General features: G+C 40.4%; 12 protein-coding genes. 3 read left to right on the plus strand and 9 right to left on the minus strand.

The features are described 5' to 3' along the window. Positions 1–1,377 (plus strand): sigma-54 dependent transcriptional regulator, encoded by a 1,377-nt coding sequence (locus BWD47_RS14900; protein WP_075594215.1) that lies wholly within the window; start codon positions 1–3, stop codon positions 1,375–1,377. Further along, positions 1,378–2,670: a PAS domain-containing sensor histidine kinase gene (locus BWD47_RS14905; protein ID WP_075594216.1), complete on the plus strand. Its 1,293-nt coding sequence runs from the start codon at positions 1,378–1,380 to the stop codon at positions 2,668–2,670. It abuts the gene before it with no gap. Here the strand turns inward: BWD47_RS14905 and BWD47_RS14910 are convergent. After that, the gene (locus BWD47_RS14910; RefSeq protein ID WP_075594217.1) at positions 2,663–3,181 is read right to left on the minus strand and encodes a DUF2569 domain-containing protein; all 519 of its coding nucleotides are present in this window, start codon (positions 3,179–3,181) and stop codon (positions 2,663–2,665) included. The two genes, BWD47_RS14905 and BWD47_RS14910, sit on opposite strands and share 8 nt — an antisense overlap. A gap of 207 nt (positions 3,182–3,388) precedes the next feature. Here BWD47_RS14910 and BWD47_RS14915 point away from each other — a divergent pair, with 207 nt between their 5' ends. Continuing rightward, complete coding sequence (locus BWD47_RS14915) at positions 3,389–6,358, plus strand: DUF3857 domain-containing transglutaminase family protein (protein ID WP_075594218.1); 2,970 nt, start codon at positions 3,389–3,391, stop codon at positions 6,356–6,358. Here the strand turns inward: BWD47_RS14915 and BWD47_RS14920 are convergent. From BWD47_RS14920 to BWD47_RS14955, 8 genes are all read right to left on the minus strand, one after another. Further along, positions 6,355–9,804, minus strand: a complete 3,450-nt coding sequence (locus BWD47_RS14920; RefSeq protein ID WP_075594219.1) for a PAS-domain containing protein — start codon at positions 9,802–9,804, stop codon at positions 6,355–6,357. The genes BWD47_RS14915 and BWD47_RS14920 overlap by 4 nt on opposite strands. Positions 9,805–10,260: 456 nt before the next feature. Beyond that, positions 10,261–11,214 (minus strand): ribosome biogenesis GTPase YlqF, encoded by a 954-nt coding sequence (gene ylqF / locus BWD47_RS14925; protein WP_075594220.1) that lies wholly within the window; start codon positions 11,212–11,214, stop codon positions 10,261–10,263. A gap of 221 nt (positions 11,215–11,435) precedes the next feature. Continuing rightward, positions 11,436–11,696 carry a hypothetical protein gene (locus BWD47_RS14930; protein WP_075594221.1) on the minus strand — a complete coding sequence of 87 codons (261 nt, stop codon included), beginning with the start codon at positions 11,694–11,696 and terminating at the stop codon, positions 11,436–11,438. 14 nt (positions 11,697–11,710) lie between these two features. Next, a complete protein-coding gene (locus tag BWD47_RS14935) occupies positions 11,711–12,364 on the minus strand; it encodes a hypothetical protein (RefSeq protein WP_075594222.1) in 654 nt (217 codons plus the stop codon). Between the two features lie 192 nt (positions 12,365–12,556). Next, positions 12,557–13,624, minus strand: coding sequence for a macro domain-containing protein (locus BWD47_RS14940; protein WP_075594223.1), 1,068 nt, complete (start codon positions 13,622–13,624; stop codon positions 12,557–12,559). A 7-nt stretch (positions 13,625–13,631) separates the two neighbouring features. Continuing rightward, complete coding sequence (locus BWD47_RS14945; RefSeq protein WP_075594224.1) at positions 13,632–14,240, minus strand: DUF4433 domain-containing protein; 609 nt, start codon at positions 14,238–14,240, stop codon at positions 13,632–13,634. Positions 14,241–14,320: 80 nt separating this feature from the next. Further along, on the minus strand, positions 14,321–15,640 hold the full coding sequence (locus tag BWD47_RS14950; RefSeq protein ID WP_075594225.1) for a hypothetical protein: 1,320 nt from the start codon (positions 15,638–15,640) through the stop codon (positions 14,321–14,323). A gap of 24 nt (positions 15,641–15,664) precedes the next feature. Next, the gene (locus BWD47_RS14955) at positions 15,665–18,637 is read right to left on the minus strand and encodes a type I restriction endonuclease subunit R (protein WP_075594226.1); all 2,973 of its coding nucleotides are present in this window, start codon (positions 18,635–18,637) and stop codon (positions 15,665–15,667) included. Between the last annotated feature and the right edge of the window lies 1 nt (position 18,638).

The following is an 18,638-nucleotide window of genomic DNA, read 5'->3' on the forward strand; positions in this document are numbered from 1 at the left end:
ATGGACAAAATCTTAGTCATTGACGATCAAGCTGATGTGCGTCTGGCTGCAACCGTTGCATTACAACAACTCGGCTTACAATGCCTTGAAGCGGAAGGCCCTGAACACGCTTTTGACGTGTTGAAATCAGAACATATTAGCTTAATTTTACTCGACATGAACTACAAACTCGACACCACATCGGGTGAGGAAGGACTGCGTTTTTTAAAGCAACTAAATACGTTAGGTTCAACCATTCCCGTGATCGTAATGACGGCGTGGGCAAGCATTGATGTCGCCGTTAAAGCCATGCAATTAGGCGCGGTCGATTTTGTCGAAAAGCCATGGAATAATTTGCGCTTAACAGCGGTGGTGCAACAGCAGTTAAAACTAAAACAAAGCCACCATGATAATGCCTGCTTAAAAGCACTTACCAATAACACACACGCTAGCTATATAGCCCATTCTGAGGTAATGCAACAACTACTCGCCAAAGCAGAGCGCGCCGCAAAAACCGATGCCAGTATTTTAATTACCGGCGAAAATGGCACAGGCAAAAGTTTACTGGCCAATTATATCCACCAGCATTCTATACGCAGTGACAAACGCTATGTAAGCGTAAATATAGGCGCCATTGCGCCATCACTCTTTGAAAGCGAATTATTTGGCCATAAAAAAGGGGCGTTTACTGACGCCAAAGAAGATCGCTTAGGGCGTTTTGAAATTGCCGAAGGGGGCACTTTATTTCTTGATGAGATAGCCACTTTGAGCCTTGAACTACAAAGCAAAATGCTGCGCGTGCTCGAAAGCAAAGAATTTGAGGTATTAGGTTCAAGCCAGACCAGAACAGCCGATGTTCGGATTATTTCGGCAACTAACTCAGAACTTGCAACGGCGATTGAGCAAGGTGAATTCCGCCGTGATTTACTGTTTAGACTCAACACCATTGAGCTACATATTCCTGCGCTTCGCGACAGAAAAGCGGATATTGCCCCCTTAGCGGAGCATTTATTACTCACTCATGGTAAAAAATATCAACGCCCTAATATGTCGCTAAGTAACTCAGCCATCGAGGCATTAGAACAATACAGTTGGCCGGGTAATATTCGTGAACTGAGCCACTGCATTGAACGTGCTGTGATCATGAGTGACAACATCAATATTCAAGCAAGCGATCTCATTTTAGATCAACCTAGCTGCGAGCAACCAAATAAAAGTGCAGATAAAACGCTGCCCTTGTTGCCCCTTGAAGAGCTTGAAAAACAGATGATTCAAAAAGCATTGCTGCAGTTTAATGGCAATGTGATTGCTGCTGGCGAATTTTTAGGGTTAAGTAAATCAGCTATTTATCGTCGCATTGATAAACACCAACTTGACCTAAAAGAAGTAGACCGTTAAATGGGTGCAAAGCAATCGTTAGAGAAGCGTGTAAAACGTTATTATTCTGTGGTGTTAATTGCTCTATTCACATTGGGCATCGCACTCACATTGACCCTAAAGCTCGACTGGTTCGCCAGCATCAGTTTACTGCTGCCTTTTATTAGCGTAAGCGCATTTGCATTAATTAAAAGCTACCGCCTGATCACCGATGTCGTAGAGCGTTTTGGTTTACAGCTTGACGCACTCGCCAACGACGAGAGCAATAGCTGGCATTTAGCTTTTTATGAAAGTGGCCGGGTTGCCTCACTCAAAAACGACTTTGCTAAGCTGAGCGATAAAATAGCGAAAAACAAACGCCACTATATGCAAACCGAAGAGTTTGTATTTGAGTTTGCGAGCATGCTAGATTTACCCATTGTGATATTAGACCCACATAGCTTGGTATATTTTAGCAACCGTGCTTTTTTAAACAGTATACAAAATAGCAATATAGAAGGTAAAACTGCCAGTGAGCTGGGGTTAACACTTCAAGACGGGCAATGGCAGCAGCAAAAAAGCGCCCCCTTTACACAGCGCTTTCAGATAGCCTCTCAAACTTTTTGGCGGGCTGGCAGAAGCTTTGAATTACTGACCTTTTTTTCAATCGAGAAACAACTTCGCGAAAACGAACAGCTTGTCTGGCAGCGCCTCATTCGGGTATTAAATCACGAAGTTCGTAACTCCCTCACCCCGATTTATTCAATGAGCCAATCGCTGCAAACCATGAAGCGTCAGGGACAAATAAGCAATCACGATGATCTTGCCCAAGATATGCTGCAAGTCATCGAAAAGCGCGCCCAGCACTTGTTAGACTTTGTGAGCAGTTACAGCGCCTTTGCAAAACTACCACCTGCAAACAAACAACCGATAAGCAACGAGCAATTAAATACGCGTTTAACAGCTATCTTCCCTGAACTCGTTATAAATAGCAGCGAAAAGCTGCATTTTAGTGCCGATTTAGGGCAACTCGAACAAGCCTTAATCAACCTGATAAAAAATGCATTTGAAGCAGGTAGCAATTCTGCTCCTAGCCTCACTTGGTCAAGACAAGGTGATAACTTAAATATTGAAATTAGCGACCAAGGTTGTGGCATTCAAAACCCCGACAACCTATTTGTGCCATTTTACTCAACCAAAGCTAACGGCACAGGCATAGGACTGATAATCACCCGCGAACTAATACGCAATCAAGGTGGCGAGCTTACTTTAACGTCGCAGCCAGCGCATGGAACACAAGCAAAAGTGAGCGTGCCCTGCAGCAGCACTATTTAACAAATGTTGCTTTAACACGCTGAGATAAAAGCATATAGGGGCCCCAAATTAAGGCTTGAATAACTCCCCTTATCAGCATAGTTTTCATTTCACTATCAAAAATGGTGACACTCGGCACAAGTAAGCTCACAACAAAAGCATCAAGCACTATAAATGCGAGGCCGCCGAGTAAAATAGCTAAATACCAGCTAACAAATGCTTTTTTATGCTTAAAGAACAACACAATCAAATAAAGTGATGCAAAAAATAATGTAACATTAAAGAGTATCTCAATAATTAAAAGAGGCTCCCACAACGGGTGATACATATCACCAAATTGTGAGGTTAATCTTTGCCACATATCAGTAGTAAAGATAGGTTTAAATGTGTTGATACTTTCATAAAAAACCCGAAGTGGGCTGATAACCACTCCAATAGCAACCAGAATCAGCCAACCTTTTATACCGACTAAATCCTTATCTCCTTGAACATCGGCTGTTTGAGTCGCGCTTTGTTGTTTAACCTCTTCCATGACATCTCCTTTTTATTATTTTTTCACTATACGCCGATTTTTGAAGAATCCTATTTCCACCTCACACTATTTAAACATCATCCACTCTTCATTTTCACCAAATGCCTTTATAACTAAAAAAGAGACAAAAAAGGCTAATTTTGGTTGGCTAATACTGTTTATTTCAGTAATTTGTCATATAAAACTAAACGTAATTAGAAAATAATAATGAAATGGACGCACCTATACCTCACGTTATCATCGCTTTTTTTACTTTTTATAAGCTGCTTGGTAGTTGCTGATGATTACCAGGTTACGCCAGCGGATAGCTGGGTCAAACAGCATGAACTACTAACACCGAATATCCCCAATGAGCATATTAAAGATGGGACCTTCTATCTTATGCTCGATACACAGTTTAAGGTGACTGAACAAGCACCACAGCAACGTTTTACTCGAACGGTTATGCAAGCTGCCAATCAATCTGGAGTCGATTATATTAGTCAACTCAATATTGATTTTGACCCTAGTTATCAATCACTTTCGCTCAATAGTTTAGGGATTATCCGTAATGGTGAATATATAGACAAACTGGGTAGTGCTCAGCGACAGGTTTTACAACGTGAGACCGACCTAGCAAGTCGAATATACAATGGCACATTAAGCCTAAATATCATTATTGATGATATGCGTGTCATGGATATATTAGATTACAGCTATACGATTTCGGGCAGCAATCCGGTTTATCAACACTTTAGTACAGCGAGAACTCTTAATTGGTCTGTGCCCGTTGTGCAGCAATTTATGCGGGTTCTATGGCAAAAGCCAACCCCTTTACACATCAACTTTGTCAATGGCGAATCAACTCTTATCAGTACTCCCCTAAATATAGGATTTGACTACCAAATAAACCAACACAATGAACCTACAATGATCTCAGCAAGTGAAGTACCTTATTGGTACTCACCGTATAAACAAGTTTATTTCTCTGAAGTTAATAACTGGCAAGAGGTCATTGATTGGTCACTGCCACTTTACCAATCAGCCATTGAAATTAGCCCTGCTATTGAAACTATTACTCGTCAAATCAAGTTGCAGCATACTGATTTAGAGTCACAAATAGTTGCAGCACTGCGTTTCAGTCAAGACGAAGTTCGTTACTTGGGGCTCGAAATGGGCACCAACTCGCATCGGCCAACTCCGGCATCAGAAACCCTTGCACTGCGCTATGGTGATTGTAAAGACAAAACAGTACTGCTTATTTCATTGTTAAAAGCACTGGGCGTTGACGCCTATCCAGCATTGGTAAATACAGAAGAAACAAAGCGTTTAGCGAGTTTACCTGTCGCCCCAAACTTATTTGATCACGTCATTGTCACCCTAGAGCACCAAGGGAAGCGCTATTGGCTTGATCCTACCACGTCATATCAACGCGGCGACTTAGCGCATTTAGCACAACCAAACTATGGCGTGGCTTTAATCGTTAAAGAAGGTGAAACAGGCTTTACAGACATGCTTACTAAGCCTCTGGTAAAGCGTGTTCAAGTCTTTGATAGCTACTCGATCCCTGAAAAGGTAGATGATGCCACCCACTTTACAACTCGCTATGAATACGGCGATTTTGAAGCGATAAGCCGCCGTAGTTCAATAGCAAAAAATAGCCTTAAAAGCACAGAAGATGATTACAGAGAATATTATCAAGACTCTTTCAAAGGTTTAAAAACAGCTAAACCCATGACCGTAGATACCCTTGATGACACAGGTCAACTAATTACAAATGAATACTACACAATTGATAATTTCTGGAAACCTGACAATAAAGGCTATCGCAACGATTTTTATGCCAGCGAAATTCAAAACAGCGTTTATAAACCAGAACAGCTAGAGCGTAATGCACCCATGTGGTTTCGGTATCCAAATGATATTGAAACAACAATTCAAATCGCATTCTCAGAGCCTAATTGGGAATTTGAGGAAGAACAACTCAGTATCGACAATCCCTTTTTCCATCTGGAAAAACGCGTTACCTTCAAAGACTCTATACTTACCCTTTACTTTGATTACAGTGCGAAGCAAGACCATATTCCTGCAGACCAAATAGAGCAATACCTCAACGCGCGGAAAAAACTAATTAACGAAACGCAATATGGCATTATCAAATATGGTACTAACACTGCGACTACCATGCAGGTAGATGAAGAAACCAATTGGTATAGCGTTTTTATTTTAAGCTACTTAGTGGCAATCATCTTTTTCATCGCGGCTTGGCGTTTTGAAGTTCGAAAACGTCCAGAATTTGAAGGTACGCAGTTCTACCCTGTCAGTAACAGTAAGTTTGTTATTTACAGCTTATTCAGCTTAGGAATATTCATTAACTACTGGAGCTATCGCAACTGGAAAGCGATAAAAGAGCAACAACAAAGCCATATAATGCCGATTGCCCGAGGTATATTTGCACCACTGTTTTTTATTCCGTTGTTACTTGAGCTTTGCAAGCACAGCGAACAAACCTTTGGCAAAAATAAGATCATGCCCGTCGCGGTTGGATTCGTGTTATGGCTGGCGATTATCATTTCTGAAGTCGTAAGCTATAACTGGGAATATGGTACCTGGCTGTTTTTAGTTACGCCTATTTTATGGTTGCCTCTAGTTAATTACATTCAAAACCTCAAGCAACCTGAACAAGCTCTTGAGTATCACTCTCAATGGCGAGCAAGGCAGGTTATCATTTCGATATTCATGTTGCCTTGGCTATTTTATGGCTTAATTTATGAGCTATATTTGTTGCCAAATTCAACCATAGTAACCGGCGATAAGCTATGGTCGTATCAAGTTAACTTTTTAAAACGAAAAGAGATCATCCCAGCAAATGAGAATGTGCAATACTTTTATAGTGATGCCTTTGTTGATTTTAAAACTGATGGAAACGGCATAACTGAAAACACCATTTTTAGTTACTGGGAAAATGAGCACGGTGTGCTTGAGAAAGATCAGCGCCGCTTTAGTGACATTAAAAAGCTCAACGTTGATTATGCTAAAAGCGCCCTACTAACCACCACGCTAACGGTCATTGACCACAATGGTGATGAAATGCTGTTATTTTTGAGCCATGAAGATGACTTAGATAAGAAGTTTGTCGCTGAGGTAGAGCGCTTAATTAAAGCCAATACCCCAGCAACTGAGCAAAACGCAGATTAAGTCAGTCGCTTAATCATACGCTTTAATGCGGGCGCTTTCAGTGGCTTATAAAGCAACGGATAGCCCGCATCGAGCACCAGCTCGCGTATACCCTCGTCATGGTTTGCGGTATTTACAATTGCAGGCAGTGTTGTTAAGCCTGCTTGCTCTATGACCTCAAGACCCGTAACACCATCATCAAGTTGATAATCAATGATCAGCAACTGCGGCAAGGGCTGCTCAGCTTTTAATTGTTCCAGCTCAGCTAAGTTAGTTGCCGTAGAGATTTCGCATCCCCAGTTTTCAAGTAACTGCTTTAACGCCTCTAATACATTGCTATCGTTATCCAGCAGCCAAATCCTTAATTGCCCAAGCTCTGTTTCTTGCGATATTTCAGCATGTTGTGCCTGCTTTGGTGCAGTGCTAACTTTGCATGGTAAGGTTAAAGTAAACTGTGTACCTTTGCCCAGCTCAGAGCCCATTACGAGCGGTATTTTTAATAAGTCGCAAATACGTTTTGTAATGGCAAGGCCTAATCCAAGTCCTTCAGCACTCGGTTTAACACCCAACTGCTTAAACTCTTGGAATATGGTGTGTTGATCACCAGCAGCAATACCAATCCCTGTATCTTCAACAATAAACGATACATGGTCATCATCGTGATGCATTTTCAGGCGAACTTCGCCGTGCTCGGTATAACGAATTGCATTGCTGAGTAAATTGCGAAGCACACGACGCAATAATGCTTTGTCTGTATGCAAACGGACATCACATGTTTCTAAAATGAACTTTAACCCTTTGTCACTTGCTAACGCTTCGTAATCATTGCGCAATGGTTCAACCAAACTACTGATGGCAAATTCACTCATTTGCACTTTAAATGATCCCGAATCAAGTTTAGTTAACTCTAAAATACTCGATAACAATTCTTCAGCACTGCCGAGCGAATTCTTAATATTCATTGCCAGTTCTTTAAGTTCTGTGTCTTGGGCTTTTTCATTCATTAAGGAACAAAATAAGCTCGCAGCATTAAATGGCTGTAATAAATCATGGCTGGCAGCTGCAAAAAAGCGCGTTTTACTGACGGTTGCTTGCTCGGCGACTTGTTTTGCCATTGATAGCTCTTGGTTCGCTTGAGTGAGTGCTAAGGTCCGTGCCGCCACTTTTTCTTCAAGGCTAACATTGGCCTCTGTGAGTGCTTTTTGTTGTTTTACAAATTCAGTAATATCTGTGTAAGTCGTTACAAAGCCACCACCTGGCAGCGGATTACCTTGCATTTCAAACACGCGGCCATCATTGTGTGAGCGCTGATATTTATACGCACTGCCTTGGCGCAAATACGCCAAGCGTTTTTCAACTTCACTGGTCATACTTTCACCGCTAAACAAGCCGCGCTCAGCATTAAAGCGAATAATATCGGCAACTGGACGACCGATATACAAGGCATCATCTGGGTAAGCAAACATGTTTTTGTAGCCTTGATTCCAAGCAACTAAACGCAGTTCACTGTCGACTACACTGATACCTTGTTGAATATTTTCTATGGTTGATTGCAACAGGTCACGATTAAATTTCAATACTTGGCTTGCTTCATCAACAAATTCAGCAACTTGCTCAAGAGGTTGGCGCTGCTCATTTTTGGCAACATCCAAGATAAGGCGTGCTGAAGCGCCCCCGATGACCGCCGACATTTCACGCTCTACGAGTAACTCAAGTTCAACATTTGCGGGCCGCTTCCATTTACTTTTATCTTCAGGAAAATAGTGATTTACCAGCGATTGCCCCGCTTCTTTTTCAGCAAAGCGCTGCAATAAAGCCCCTAAATCGTGATAACTTAAAGGCTGCAAATGGTTACTTACACGAGATTCATTTCCTTGAGCAACAAACTTATTACTTTGTAAACGCTCAGCCAGTGTTGCACGACTAAACAGAGGCACCAAAAAGTACACCAAACAATTCGCACCCAACGATAACAATAAAGCCTGACTGATACTTTCAAGACCCAGCGAAAATAAATCAGTCGGTGCAAGCCAGCTAATGTGCCAAGGGCCATCAACCAACCATTGGCTATCGTTACCTAATCCGCCCGCTAAATTGGGCAGTAATAACGTGTAACCCCAAATAATAAAACCGCTCAAAATACCCAGTTGTGCACCCCGGCAAGACGCTTGTCGCCACCATAAACCAATAATCATGGCCGGTGAAAATTGGGCAACCAACGTAAACGACATCAAACCAACATTAGCTAAGGTAGTGCTTTCGCCTAAAACCCGATGCGTGAAGTAACTTAATAATAAAATCAGTACGATAACGATTTTACGCGCATGCAAAAGGTTATTTTTATCCAAGCCTCGGCTACTCGACGTGAGTTGTGAGCGGCGTAAAATGAACTGGTTAATAAAGTCATTGGTGATCATCACCGAGAGTACAATTGCCGACACAATCACCATACTCGTCGCCGCTGAAAAGCCGCCTAAAAAGGCCAACAATGCAACAAAGGCATCGTCTGCGGCCATGGGTAATGCCAATACAAAGGTATCGTAGCCTACGTCTTGTCCTTGAAAATAAATAAGCCCGGCATACGCAATTGGCAAAATAAACAAGTTGATAAGTAATAAGTAAATAGGAAACAGCCAACGTGCTGAAGCCAGTTCTTTATCGTTATTTTTTTCAATAAAGCTCATATGAAACTGACGTGGTAAGCACAAGGTAGCCAAAATACCCAAGAGAGTATGTGCAACATACACATAGGTCGGACTCTTTGAAGCCGCAACTTGTTGGTCAATATTTAATTGTTGTGCCGTTTCAAAAAGAGCGATGGGACTGTCGAATAAAACGAAGCATACGTATAAACCAACCGCTAAAAATGCCAGAAGTTTCACCACCGACTCAAAGGCAATACTGGCGATTAAACCGGGGTTATGTTCACTGGGTTTTAAGCGTCTTGCACCAAATAAAATTGCAAATAACGCCAACAAGAGCGTGATATAAAAAGTGCTGTCGGCCCATACCTCACTGCTTTGTGTCACTGCTCGGTCGGTTAGTAAATTAATACTTTGTGCGGTCGCACTGAGTTGCAACGAAATATACGGTACAATAGCAATCACAGAAATTAGCGATATTAAGCCCGACAAGCTAGATGATTGACCATAACGAGTCGCGATAAAGTCAGCCATGGAAGTGATTTTTTGCTGTCTACAAATATGGGCAATTCGGCAGTAAATCTGCCAGCCAAAAATAAACAGCAGAATCGTGCCAGCGTACGTTGGTGCTAACCACCAGCCGTTATAAGCTGCTTGCGCCGTAGTGCCAAAAAAAGCCCACGACGTACAATACACGCCCAACGACAAACCATAAGTTAAGCCTTTAAAAGGCAACACCTTTCTTTTATCTGCCCAGCCTGCAACAGCAAATAAAATTGCTAAATAAACAATCGCAAGTAGGCTTATTGACCAAATTGAAAACATCGCATGTGATTTTTTAATTATTATGGCACCAGCATAGTTTTTATTGGCGCTAATTTACAGCCTAACTTTAGTGCTAATGCGTGTAATAGCTATACTTTGAAGAAAACAAAAATTAAATGAGAATTATTTGCAATAGAGTGTTGACAGATATCTAAATCTAATTGATAATCAATATCAACAAGACGGAAAAAGCATTACGGATTGTAATAGCTGTTCGCTTAATTACGTATTTTGGCGAATTGTTATCGGAATAAACTGATTTGTTTCTCGACCCTGAAACACGTGTGGCCCACGATAAAGCTAAGATCGCTTGTTGCTAACCGCAGCGCCCCTTGATGTTGGCAACAGGCGATCGCCCTACTTATTTTACTTGCTACATTGCTCATATCGGTGACGGTAGATATGAAACTAAAAAAGCCCTTACGGGCTTTTTTTATGTCTGCAAATAAAGTGTGATTAACGGCGGTTTTTACGAGCACGCGCTCGGCGCTGTTTTTTCTCTTCTTCTTTTGCTGCTTTTTTAGCTTCTGCCGCAGCGCGAAGCTCTGCCACCATGCGCTCTTCTTCTTCACGCATTGCGGGGGTTTCCATGGTAATTCGACCAATAATGCCATCACGTAATTCATTTATCAGAATTTCTGACATTTTATAGGTATCAATTTGATTACCACCACGGATACAGCCACGCTTTTTACCGGCCATTTCAACAAATTCCCAGTCAGACTCAGGTAATTCGTCAATCTTATAACGACTTTTTAAAAGCTCAGGGTATGCGTGCAATAAATACTCCGCCGTGTAGCTTGCCACTTCCTCATAATCAATCGCAGTATCACGAATCGCACCTGTTGCACCTAAACGATAACCTGAGTTTTCGTTTTCTACTTTTGGCCACAACATGCCTGGCGTGTCGTACAACATAATGCCATCATCAAGTTTAATGCGTTGCTGGGCTTTGGTTACAGCAGGTTCATTGCCCGTTTTTGCAACAATTCGGCCAGCTAAAGTATTGATTAGCGTTGATTTACCTACGTTTGGAATGCCCATTATCATGGCTTTTATTTGCTTATCTGCACCCACTTTATGCGGCACTAACTTTTTACAAAGCTCATTAATACGATGCACTTCACCCGCTTTATCATTACCAAAATCAATTGCTTTAACACCGCTTTGTTGTTCAAAGTAGTCTTTCCACGCTTGCGTGAGTTTAGGATCAGCAAGGTCAGCTTTATTCATGATTTTTATAACGGGTTTATCACCGCGAAGCGCTGTAACCATCGGGTTTTCACTACTATAAGGAATACGGGCATCAAGCACCTCAATGATCACATCCATTTGTGGCATGATTTCTTTAATTTCGTTACGGGCTTTGTTCATGTGACCCGGGAACCACTGTATTCCTGTTCTACTCATTTGATTTATATGACCTTTAATTAAGGGCCGCAGCCTATGGGTACTAATGTGGGTACTAAAAGTAAAACTATGCTTTTGTACTTTTCATTTATGCAAAGAGTTTACTACAAAACCAGCCTTGAACTCCCGTAGAAAATAAAAACGATAAACTTAAAATGGTTTGTAAACTTTAGATAACAACTATAAAAATTAATAAAGAGCTATACCAACCAAAGTCTTAGCTAAAAAATCCCTTTAAATGTACCAAGAATATAGTTTAGATATAACAATGCTCCAATGATTGCACTTGGAAATTTTAGGTACCATTTAACATCACTGCCTAAAATCATAAAAAATACCATAATAGGTAGACTAAGTAGTACACCACCAAACCATCCTTTGAAACCTCCTATAAAGCCATTATCCATAAAGCCTATTACAGCAAATGTAGCTGCAAAACCAAACATTACAATGAAAGGTATTTTTTCTAGTAATTTGTCCATTAAAACAACCCTCTTTAGTAATTGCAGCTATATTCAGATGGCATATCAACCGAGTATTTATATTCCTTCGGCTCTTTAAAGTTTAAACGATCTATTGTCTGAGCTATCAAAAACTCATACATGCCGCGATCTGAACAACCCTCTTGACTTGAAGAGGAAAAACTAAATAATATTTTTTCATCTGAATTTACGCTAAACCAACTTGTAGAAAAGTAGTAATTAGTGAAGTATCCCGTATTAATTGAACTACCAGTTATGCCTAATGTTTTTTGTTTATTTTGAGTACAAAAGGTACCCGTACAATTGATGGTAGAGTAACCACTATCAATCAAACCATAATTCGATGTTTCATACTGATATGAGCCATTACTTTTACTAACGTTAATATAAACAACAGCATCAAAGTTAACTCCTGGTACAGGAAGGTTTTTATAGGAATATACATTTTTAAATCCTCTCTGCTTCATCGAGTAGACAACGTGATCGATATAATATTTAGATTCTAGAGTGTTAAAATTCTCACCTTGTGCTGCAAAAACAGCGATATAAGTATCTGTATAAAACTTATAATTAGGATCAACTTGAGAAGAGTAACTCGCTTGCATAGTAGATTTACAAGATGCAATGAAAATAAGAAAAGTAAAAATGATTAGATGCTGAATACGCACAATGCAGTCCTTTATGATTAGCGTTAGCATATTGTATTTTATAAAGGTGACAATGTGAAGTTAGCTGCTTTTACGTAACTCTAGAGGTCAGAACTCTAAAACTATAAAGTCAGGGAATACAGAGCCAATTGGGCCTTATCTTTCAGCAATATGGCATAAAAGAGAAGCTATACGCTTCCCTTTAAAATAGTTTTAAGCTGTTTGTGCTTTTAAATTTAGCCAGTCTTCTTGCTTTAACTTATTCCAAGCAGCAAGGATATGTGCGGGCTTCATTTGCGATTTTCGAGTATTCCAGCTGTGCACTGCATTAACAAGCCCTTCATCAGTAATAGTGGTTCCTTCTAGCTCATTAGTAACAACCCAATGAACCGTTGAAAGCAGTTCCATACCATTTTGCGACTCAAAGCCTTCTATTAGCCTGGCGACTTTGTCAAATCGCTGCTTGGTCTCTGGGCACGCCTCCAAATAGTTAAGCGCTTCAATAGCCGCATCATCTTTAAGCTCTATAGGCGTATCAGGCTTATTTATGCCATCTGCGTAACCAGTTATAAAGTGGCCTTCCATTTTATCGAGAACATGGCGTAATACATCAGCATAAGGGCCGTAATGATGCTTTTTAAACACCACTTTATTTAAAGGCTCGCCCGCTGCCGTTAAGAAATACACAAGCTTTTGCACTTCCAATAAAGACAAACGATACCCAAACCCTGTAGAGGTATAACGCTCTATCAAACCAAGCACGGCAGCTCTTCCCAAAGTCATACAAGGTCTTTTCGTTTTATTAGGCATTGCTTGAGCGCTTGGTGCATTTTGTGGTGGATATACACGCCATTCAACACCTGGTAATTCACTTAAAGAGCTCTGTATAAGTGAATCAACAGCATGCCAATCTAGGCCTCCTAAGCCGCTGCCTAATGCAGGTAATGCGACAGATTTAAGGCCTAAGCGTTTTACTTCAGATTTTAAACTACTAAGCCCTTGCTCTATATATTCAAGCTTAGACTTACTCTTCCAATGTGCTTTAGTCGGAAAGTTAATAATATAAAATGGCGCGTTAATAGAATTAAGCTCAACAGTTAACACCTCACCTGTTACCAGCCCTTGGTCATCACAGGCTTTTTTATAAACCTTAAAATTATCAGGAAAGGCTTTTTTAAATTGCAAAGCCAGCCCTTTACCCATTACCCCTACAGTATTAACTGTGTTGATAATAGCATCAGCTTGATCATGCAAAATATTGCCAGTTTGATAAATAATCATATTGACCTCAGTAGTACCACTGCGGCATAACTAATACCTCAGGTTTATGCTGCACAGTTTGAAGTAGCATATTAACTTCATTAGCAACATCTTGTGTTTTTACGCCTATTTGGCGAATAGCTGCCCATTGTACAGATTCAAACGCTAAAAACTCAGCTTGTTTTTCTTCTTTAAAGTCCTGCCAATAACGCTCATTAATAATTCGATTGATATCTAGCTCATTTATACGTGTAAAATCATCAATTTGCTCTGCATATTCTAAATCAGCATGAATGTCAGTAAAAAAGCAATGTTGGTTTCCCAGGCGCACTGTTTCAGTATCACTAATTAAGTGTAATACCTTATCTTGCCCGCCGCCAAAGTTGTCATGTCCACAATGAATAACATACAACATGACTGAACGCGGGCAAAAATTAAACGGCACATACTGCCCAATCGTACCACCCGCAGCCACTTTTACAGGGCGAACTAAACGGCGTTGCTTAATATGGTTATAGCCAATATTTTGGTTAACTAAACCAAGCTCAATACGTTTAGCATCAGACCATAAGCAACCTTGACCTAAAATGCTAGCCAAGTTATCAATGTGCGTTATATGAGATACTGATACTGTCATGAAATCCTTATACCTCAAAATTCTATAACTCGCTTAAATTCCAACATGAAATCAATGTAACGTAAATAACAACTAAAAACCTAGCCGTAATCCCTTGGCGCACCGTTAACAGTAAGTTCGTAATCTTGTAAGCCCAAATAGCCCATAACTGGCTGGCATTTAGCCTCAACACTTACAGTTATATCCCTTCCCGGAACATCTGACTCCTTTCTATGAGAGCCACTCGCATACCCACTTAGCTTTACATCAAAGCTTGTATTAAAATTATAAACATCAACTGATAACTCAATTTCATCAAAAATGGTATCTGTTTCAGCCATCGGTCCTGATAACTCATCTCCCATTAATAAATCATATGAATCTTCATTAACCCTTTCTGAAATTTCTTCGGCTAATGTATCTTCTGATACAAGCTTGAAAGGAAGGCTCTCAAATAACATTTGAATATGATCAAATATTAAATCCGAACTTAAATCTTCATTCTCTGAATTTTCTAGTTCACATATATCATCTAACATTTTAGCTAAATCGTTATCTAAAATAATATATTTAAGTTTACTCAGATTCTCATTATTAAAATCTTTGTCATTTATAAGTTCATCAGCTATTTCATAGCCAAAAACAGCTGCAATACATGAGGCAAGCCCTGATGCTGTAAGTACAACCCCGTCCTCTTTTAAAGAGTTAGACAGCAAATCCATAAAATAAAAAACAGCGGGAAACCGATGCGAAGCCATAGTGGCATTATGAATTGCAGACTGCTCTTCATACCGTTGCTTTTCTTTGGTTGCTTTGCGTTGTTTTTCTTCTAGCTCTAAACGCTTTTTCTCTAAACTAATTTGTTCAGCTTCAGCATCTGCTTTAGCTTTATCAGCTATTGCTGTAGCTGCTTTAACTTTCTTATCAATGTAATCTCGAATTTTATTTCTTCGCTCTACCCTATCTTTTTCTTTTTGAATATCTAACGCTACATCTTGTGCTAAAAAGTCTTTTTCAGGGTTTGTTCTAAGTCTTTCTTTATTAAGCTCCCATTGCTTTTTAGTATGTTCGATATCTAAATCAACTGCATGTGAATGCTGCAAAACAGCTGTCTTTTTTTGCTTTTCTTTCACCCATAAAGAAGCCCAAGGAAGTATAAATAAGTAGCCTATAGTGAGTACAGTCGGTATTACTAATAAATCTAAATCTTGTTTTAATAGACTTGGATTTGACAACACAGACATACTTTCGACTAAAGCATTTATTCTTTTCTCTAAGTCGCCTTTACCCCAAAACAAAAGCGCTAATTTATCCCAGTTACAAAAACACCATGAAACAATAAACGTTCCTGCTATGGGATCTTTGATTCTGGTCTTTGCATTACCTTTTATCGTAGACCAGATGTCATCTAAAACTTGCATACCCAGTCCCTAAAATAATTGTCATCAATAATACTCCTTTATGTACCCATACGCTCTATCAAACAGTATTTGGTCTGTGTGGAGCTTGTATTTTAGTAATGCTTTACGTAGTGACTTTTGTACTTCGCGTTCGCCGCCGGTTGTTCCTTGCCAGCCAGGGAAGCGAACAACACGTACAATGGCGTCTATATCGGTTACTATGCGCTCTACTACCGCGGGGGTTTGATCATTTTTAAGCTCTAAAAACAGGTCTGTTAATGCAGCTTTAGGTGTTTTTTCTTGTAGTTCGTCGTCTAGTTCTTTTTCTGCCTGAACGGTTTCTTTGGCTATTTTGCACAGCTCTTTGACGAAGTCGATTGAAGCTATTAGGCCTTTTTCGGCTTTGTCGCGCAGGGCTTCTAGTCGCTCACTTAACGATTTAAATACAGGTAAGTCGCCACGGTCTTTAAAACGCTTTGCAAGTTCTTTTTCAAGCTGTTTTGTTTTACGTGGATCTGGGTTATTAAAAATGTTTTCGATAACGTCAGCATCTAGCACAAACTCTTCTAGGTTATGTACATTACCTACATGCACGTTGTCATGTATGAGCTGGGTTGTTTGTGCGCCTAGCGTTAGCCATAACAACTTACCAATGTTATCTGAGGCTGGTTTTACCGATTCATAAACCTGGGCTAGCCATTTGTAATCTTCGTTGTATTGATCAAGTACACTATCAGGTGAAAGCGACTCCCACAGTTTGGCCAGGTATTTAAAATCCAGTGCAAAGGCGTCTTTCTTTTCGTCTGTACTAATGGCGTTCTGTGCAGCCTCTAGGCCTTCAAAGCCTTCAATAGTTCTGTCTACATCAGCAAAGTGAGCTAATGTATCAGCCATCGCTTTTGGTAGCTTTGCGCGTAGCTCGCTTAAGTTAGAGATAACTTGCTGTACGCTTTCTTCGTCAAACTCTAATGCTTTTGCGGCATCGTCAAATACGCCAAAGTAGTCAACAATACAGCCAAAGGTTTTATTGGGGTATAAACGGTTTGTACGACATATTGCTTGTAATAAGGTGTGGTCTTTAATCGACTTATCTAAATACATGGTTTGGCATATAGGCGCATCAAACCCGGTTAGCAGCTTTGCAGTAACAATAATAAATTTAAGCTCTGATTTTGCATCGTTAAATTCATCCACCAGCTTTTCTTGCTGGCTTTTATCTACGCCCCATTTTTGCTTAAATTCATAGTCATCGTTCGCGCTGGTGGATATAACCACCTTACTGGCTGCTTCATCAAAGTGTTTATCGAGTTCTTTTTTATATTGCACACAGGCATAACGGTCTGGCGTGACTATCATAGCTTTAAAACCATGTGGCTCCACTTTATCCATAAAGTGTATAGCAATGTCTTCAACTATTTTTTCCACACGCTCAGGTGATTTTAAAAACGCAGACATTTTGGCAGACTTTTGATTAAGCGCATCGGCTTCTTCATCTGTTAGCGCAGCGCTTTCTTTAAAGTCTTTAAAGGCTTTATCGAGCGCTTCTTTATCTACATGCACATCTACTAAACGTGGTTCAAAATGCAGTGGTAAGGTAGCCTCATCACGAATAGAGTCGTGGAAGGTATAACGGCTCATGTAGCCGCCTTTATCTTCTTCGGCGCCAAAGGCCCAAAAGGTATTTTTATCAGCTTTGTTTACTGGCGTACCGGTTAAGCCAAATAAAAAGGCATTAGGTAAGGCAGCTCGCATTTGACGGCCTAAGTCACCTTCTTGGGTTCTGTGTGCCTCATCCACTAATACGATGATGTTTTCACGCTCATTCATATTAGGTTTGGCATCACGGAACTTGTGGATCATTGAGATAATAATCTTACGGGTATCGCGCTCTAGCATTTGTTGCAGTTCTTTAATGCTATCGGTTGATTCCACATTAGCGACATCAGCGGCATTAAAGGTGCCGCTAATTTGGGTATCTAAATCGGTTCTATCAACCAATACAATTACAGTTGGGCTTTTAAGCTGGGCAGCACGGCGAAGTTTTTGCGCGGCAAACACCATTAATAACGACTTACCTGAGCCTTGAAAGTGCCAAATTAAGCCTTTTTTAACTTTACCCTCAATCACACGTTGAACAATTTTATTGGCCCCTTCATATTGCTGAAAACGAGGAATCACTTTAATGCGCTGTTTCTTTTTGTTGGTGGTAAACAACGAGAAGTTACGCATTATATCGAGCAAGCGTTCAGGGCTTAATAAATCGGTCAGCTCAGCACCTACACCCGATAGGCCAACAGCACGAGTTAACTGTGCGTCTTCTACACGCCATGGGGCCCAAAACTCTAATGGGCAGCGTATTGCACCATAAAACAGCTCACGCCCTTCGGTAGCAAACGACAAAATATTAGGTACAAATAACTGCGGTACGGCGTTTTCGTAAATGCTGTGTACTTCATGGGCACCATCTAACCAAGTTACTGATGGGCGAATGGGTGTTTTAGCTTCACCCACCACTACCGGAATACCGTTAATCATTAATACCACATCAGGTATTTTGGTTTCTCGGTGATGAATACGAAACTGAGTCGTAACCACATAGTCGTTATTAGTTAAGTCATCAAAATCGATTAACTTAACAGGCACATGACGATTATTTTCGCCAAATGGCATGGTTTTTTCACCTGTCATCCAAGCGAAAAACTCTTCATTAGCTTTTACCAAGCCAACTTGATTTACCGAAATTAAAATAGCACGGAGCTTATGTATTACTTCATCAGCCAAATTAGGGTTAGCTTCAATCTCAGGATTAAGACGAATTAACGCCTTAACTAATTGCGATTCAACTAAAACCTCATTCACACCACGACCTAATTGCTCTGGCGATTGAAATTGCCATTGCAGAGCATATTGGCCATGAGGGTCGTTAACTTGGTTATTATCTTGACTAGCGTTTAAGTTAACGCCAGTCATTTGATGAATGATGTAGTGTTCCACACTATTTAATTCGGTAAATCCCATA

It is taken from the genome of Pseudoalteromonas sp. PAB 2.2, from assembly GCF_001938575.1.
Classification (GTDB): domain Bacteria; phylum Pseudomonadota; class Gammaproteobacteria; order Enterobacterales; family Alteromonadaceae; genus Pseudoalteromonas; species Pseudoalteromonas lipolytica.

Excerpts from the sequence above, each read along its gene's own strand:
- BWD47_RS14900 (WP_075594215.1), top strand. The coding sequence starts at position 1 with ATGGACAAAATCTTAGTCATTGACGATCAAGCTGATGTGCGTCTGGCT.
- BWD47_RS14905 (WP_075594216.1), top strand. The coding sequence starts at position 1,378 with ATGGGTGCAAAGCAATCGTTAGAGAAGCGTGTAAAACGTTATTATTCT.
- BWD47_RS14910 (WP_075594217.1), bottom strand. The coding sequence starts at position 3,181 with ATGGAAGAGGTTAAACAACAAAGCGCGACTCAAACAGCCGATGTTCAA.
- BWD47_RS14915 (WP_075594218.1), top strand. The coding sequence starts at position 3,389 with ATGAAATGGACGCACCTATACCTCACGTTATCATCGCTTTTTTTACTT.
- BWD47_RS14920 (WP_075594219.1), bottom strand. The coding sequence starts at position 9,804 with ATGTTTTCAATTTGGTCAATAAGCCTACTTGCGATTGTTTATTTAGCA.
- ylqF (WP_075594220.1), bottom strand. The coding sequence starts at position 11,214 with ATGAGTAGAACAGGAATACAGTGGTTCCCGGGTCACATGAACAAAGCC.
- BWD47_RS14930 (WP_075594221.1), bottom strand. The coding sequence starts at position 11,696 with ATGGACAAATTACTAGAAAAAATACCTTTCATTGTAATGTTTGGTTTT.
- BWD47_RS14940 (WP_075594223.1), bottom strand. The coding sequence starts at position 13,624 with ATGATTATTTATCAAACTGGCAATATTTTGCATGATCAAGCTGATGCT.
- BWD47_RS14945 (WP_075594224.1), bottom strand. The coding sequence starts at position 14,240 with ATGACAGTATCAGTATCTCATATAACGCACATTGATAACTTGGCTAGC.
- BWD47_RS14950 (WP_075594225.1), bottom strand. The coding sequence starts at position 15,640 with ATGCAAGTTTTAGATGACATCTGGTCTACGATAAAAGGTAATGCAAAG.
- BWD47_RS14955 (WP_075594226.1), bottom strand. The coding sequence starts at position 18,637 with ATGGGATTTACCGAATTAAATAGTGTGGAACACTACATCATTCATCAA.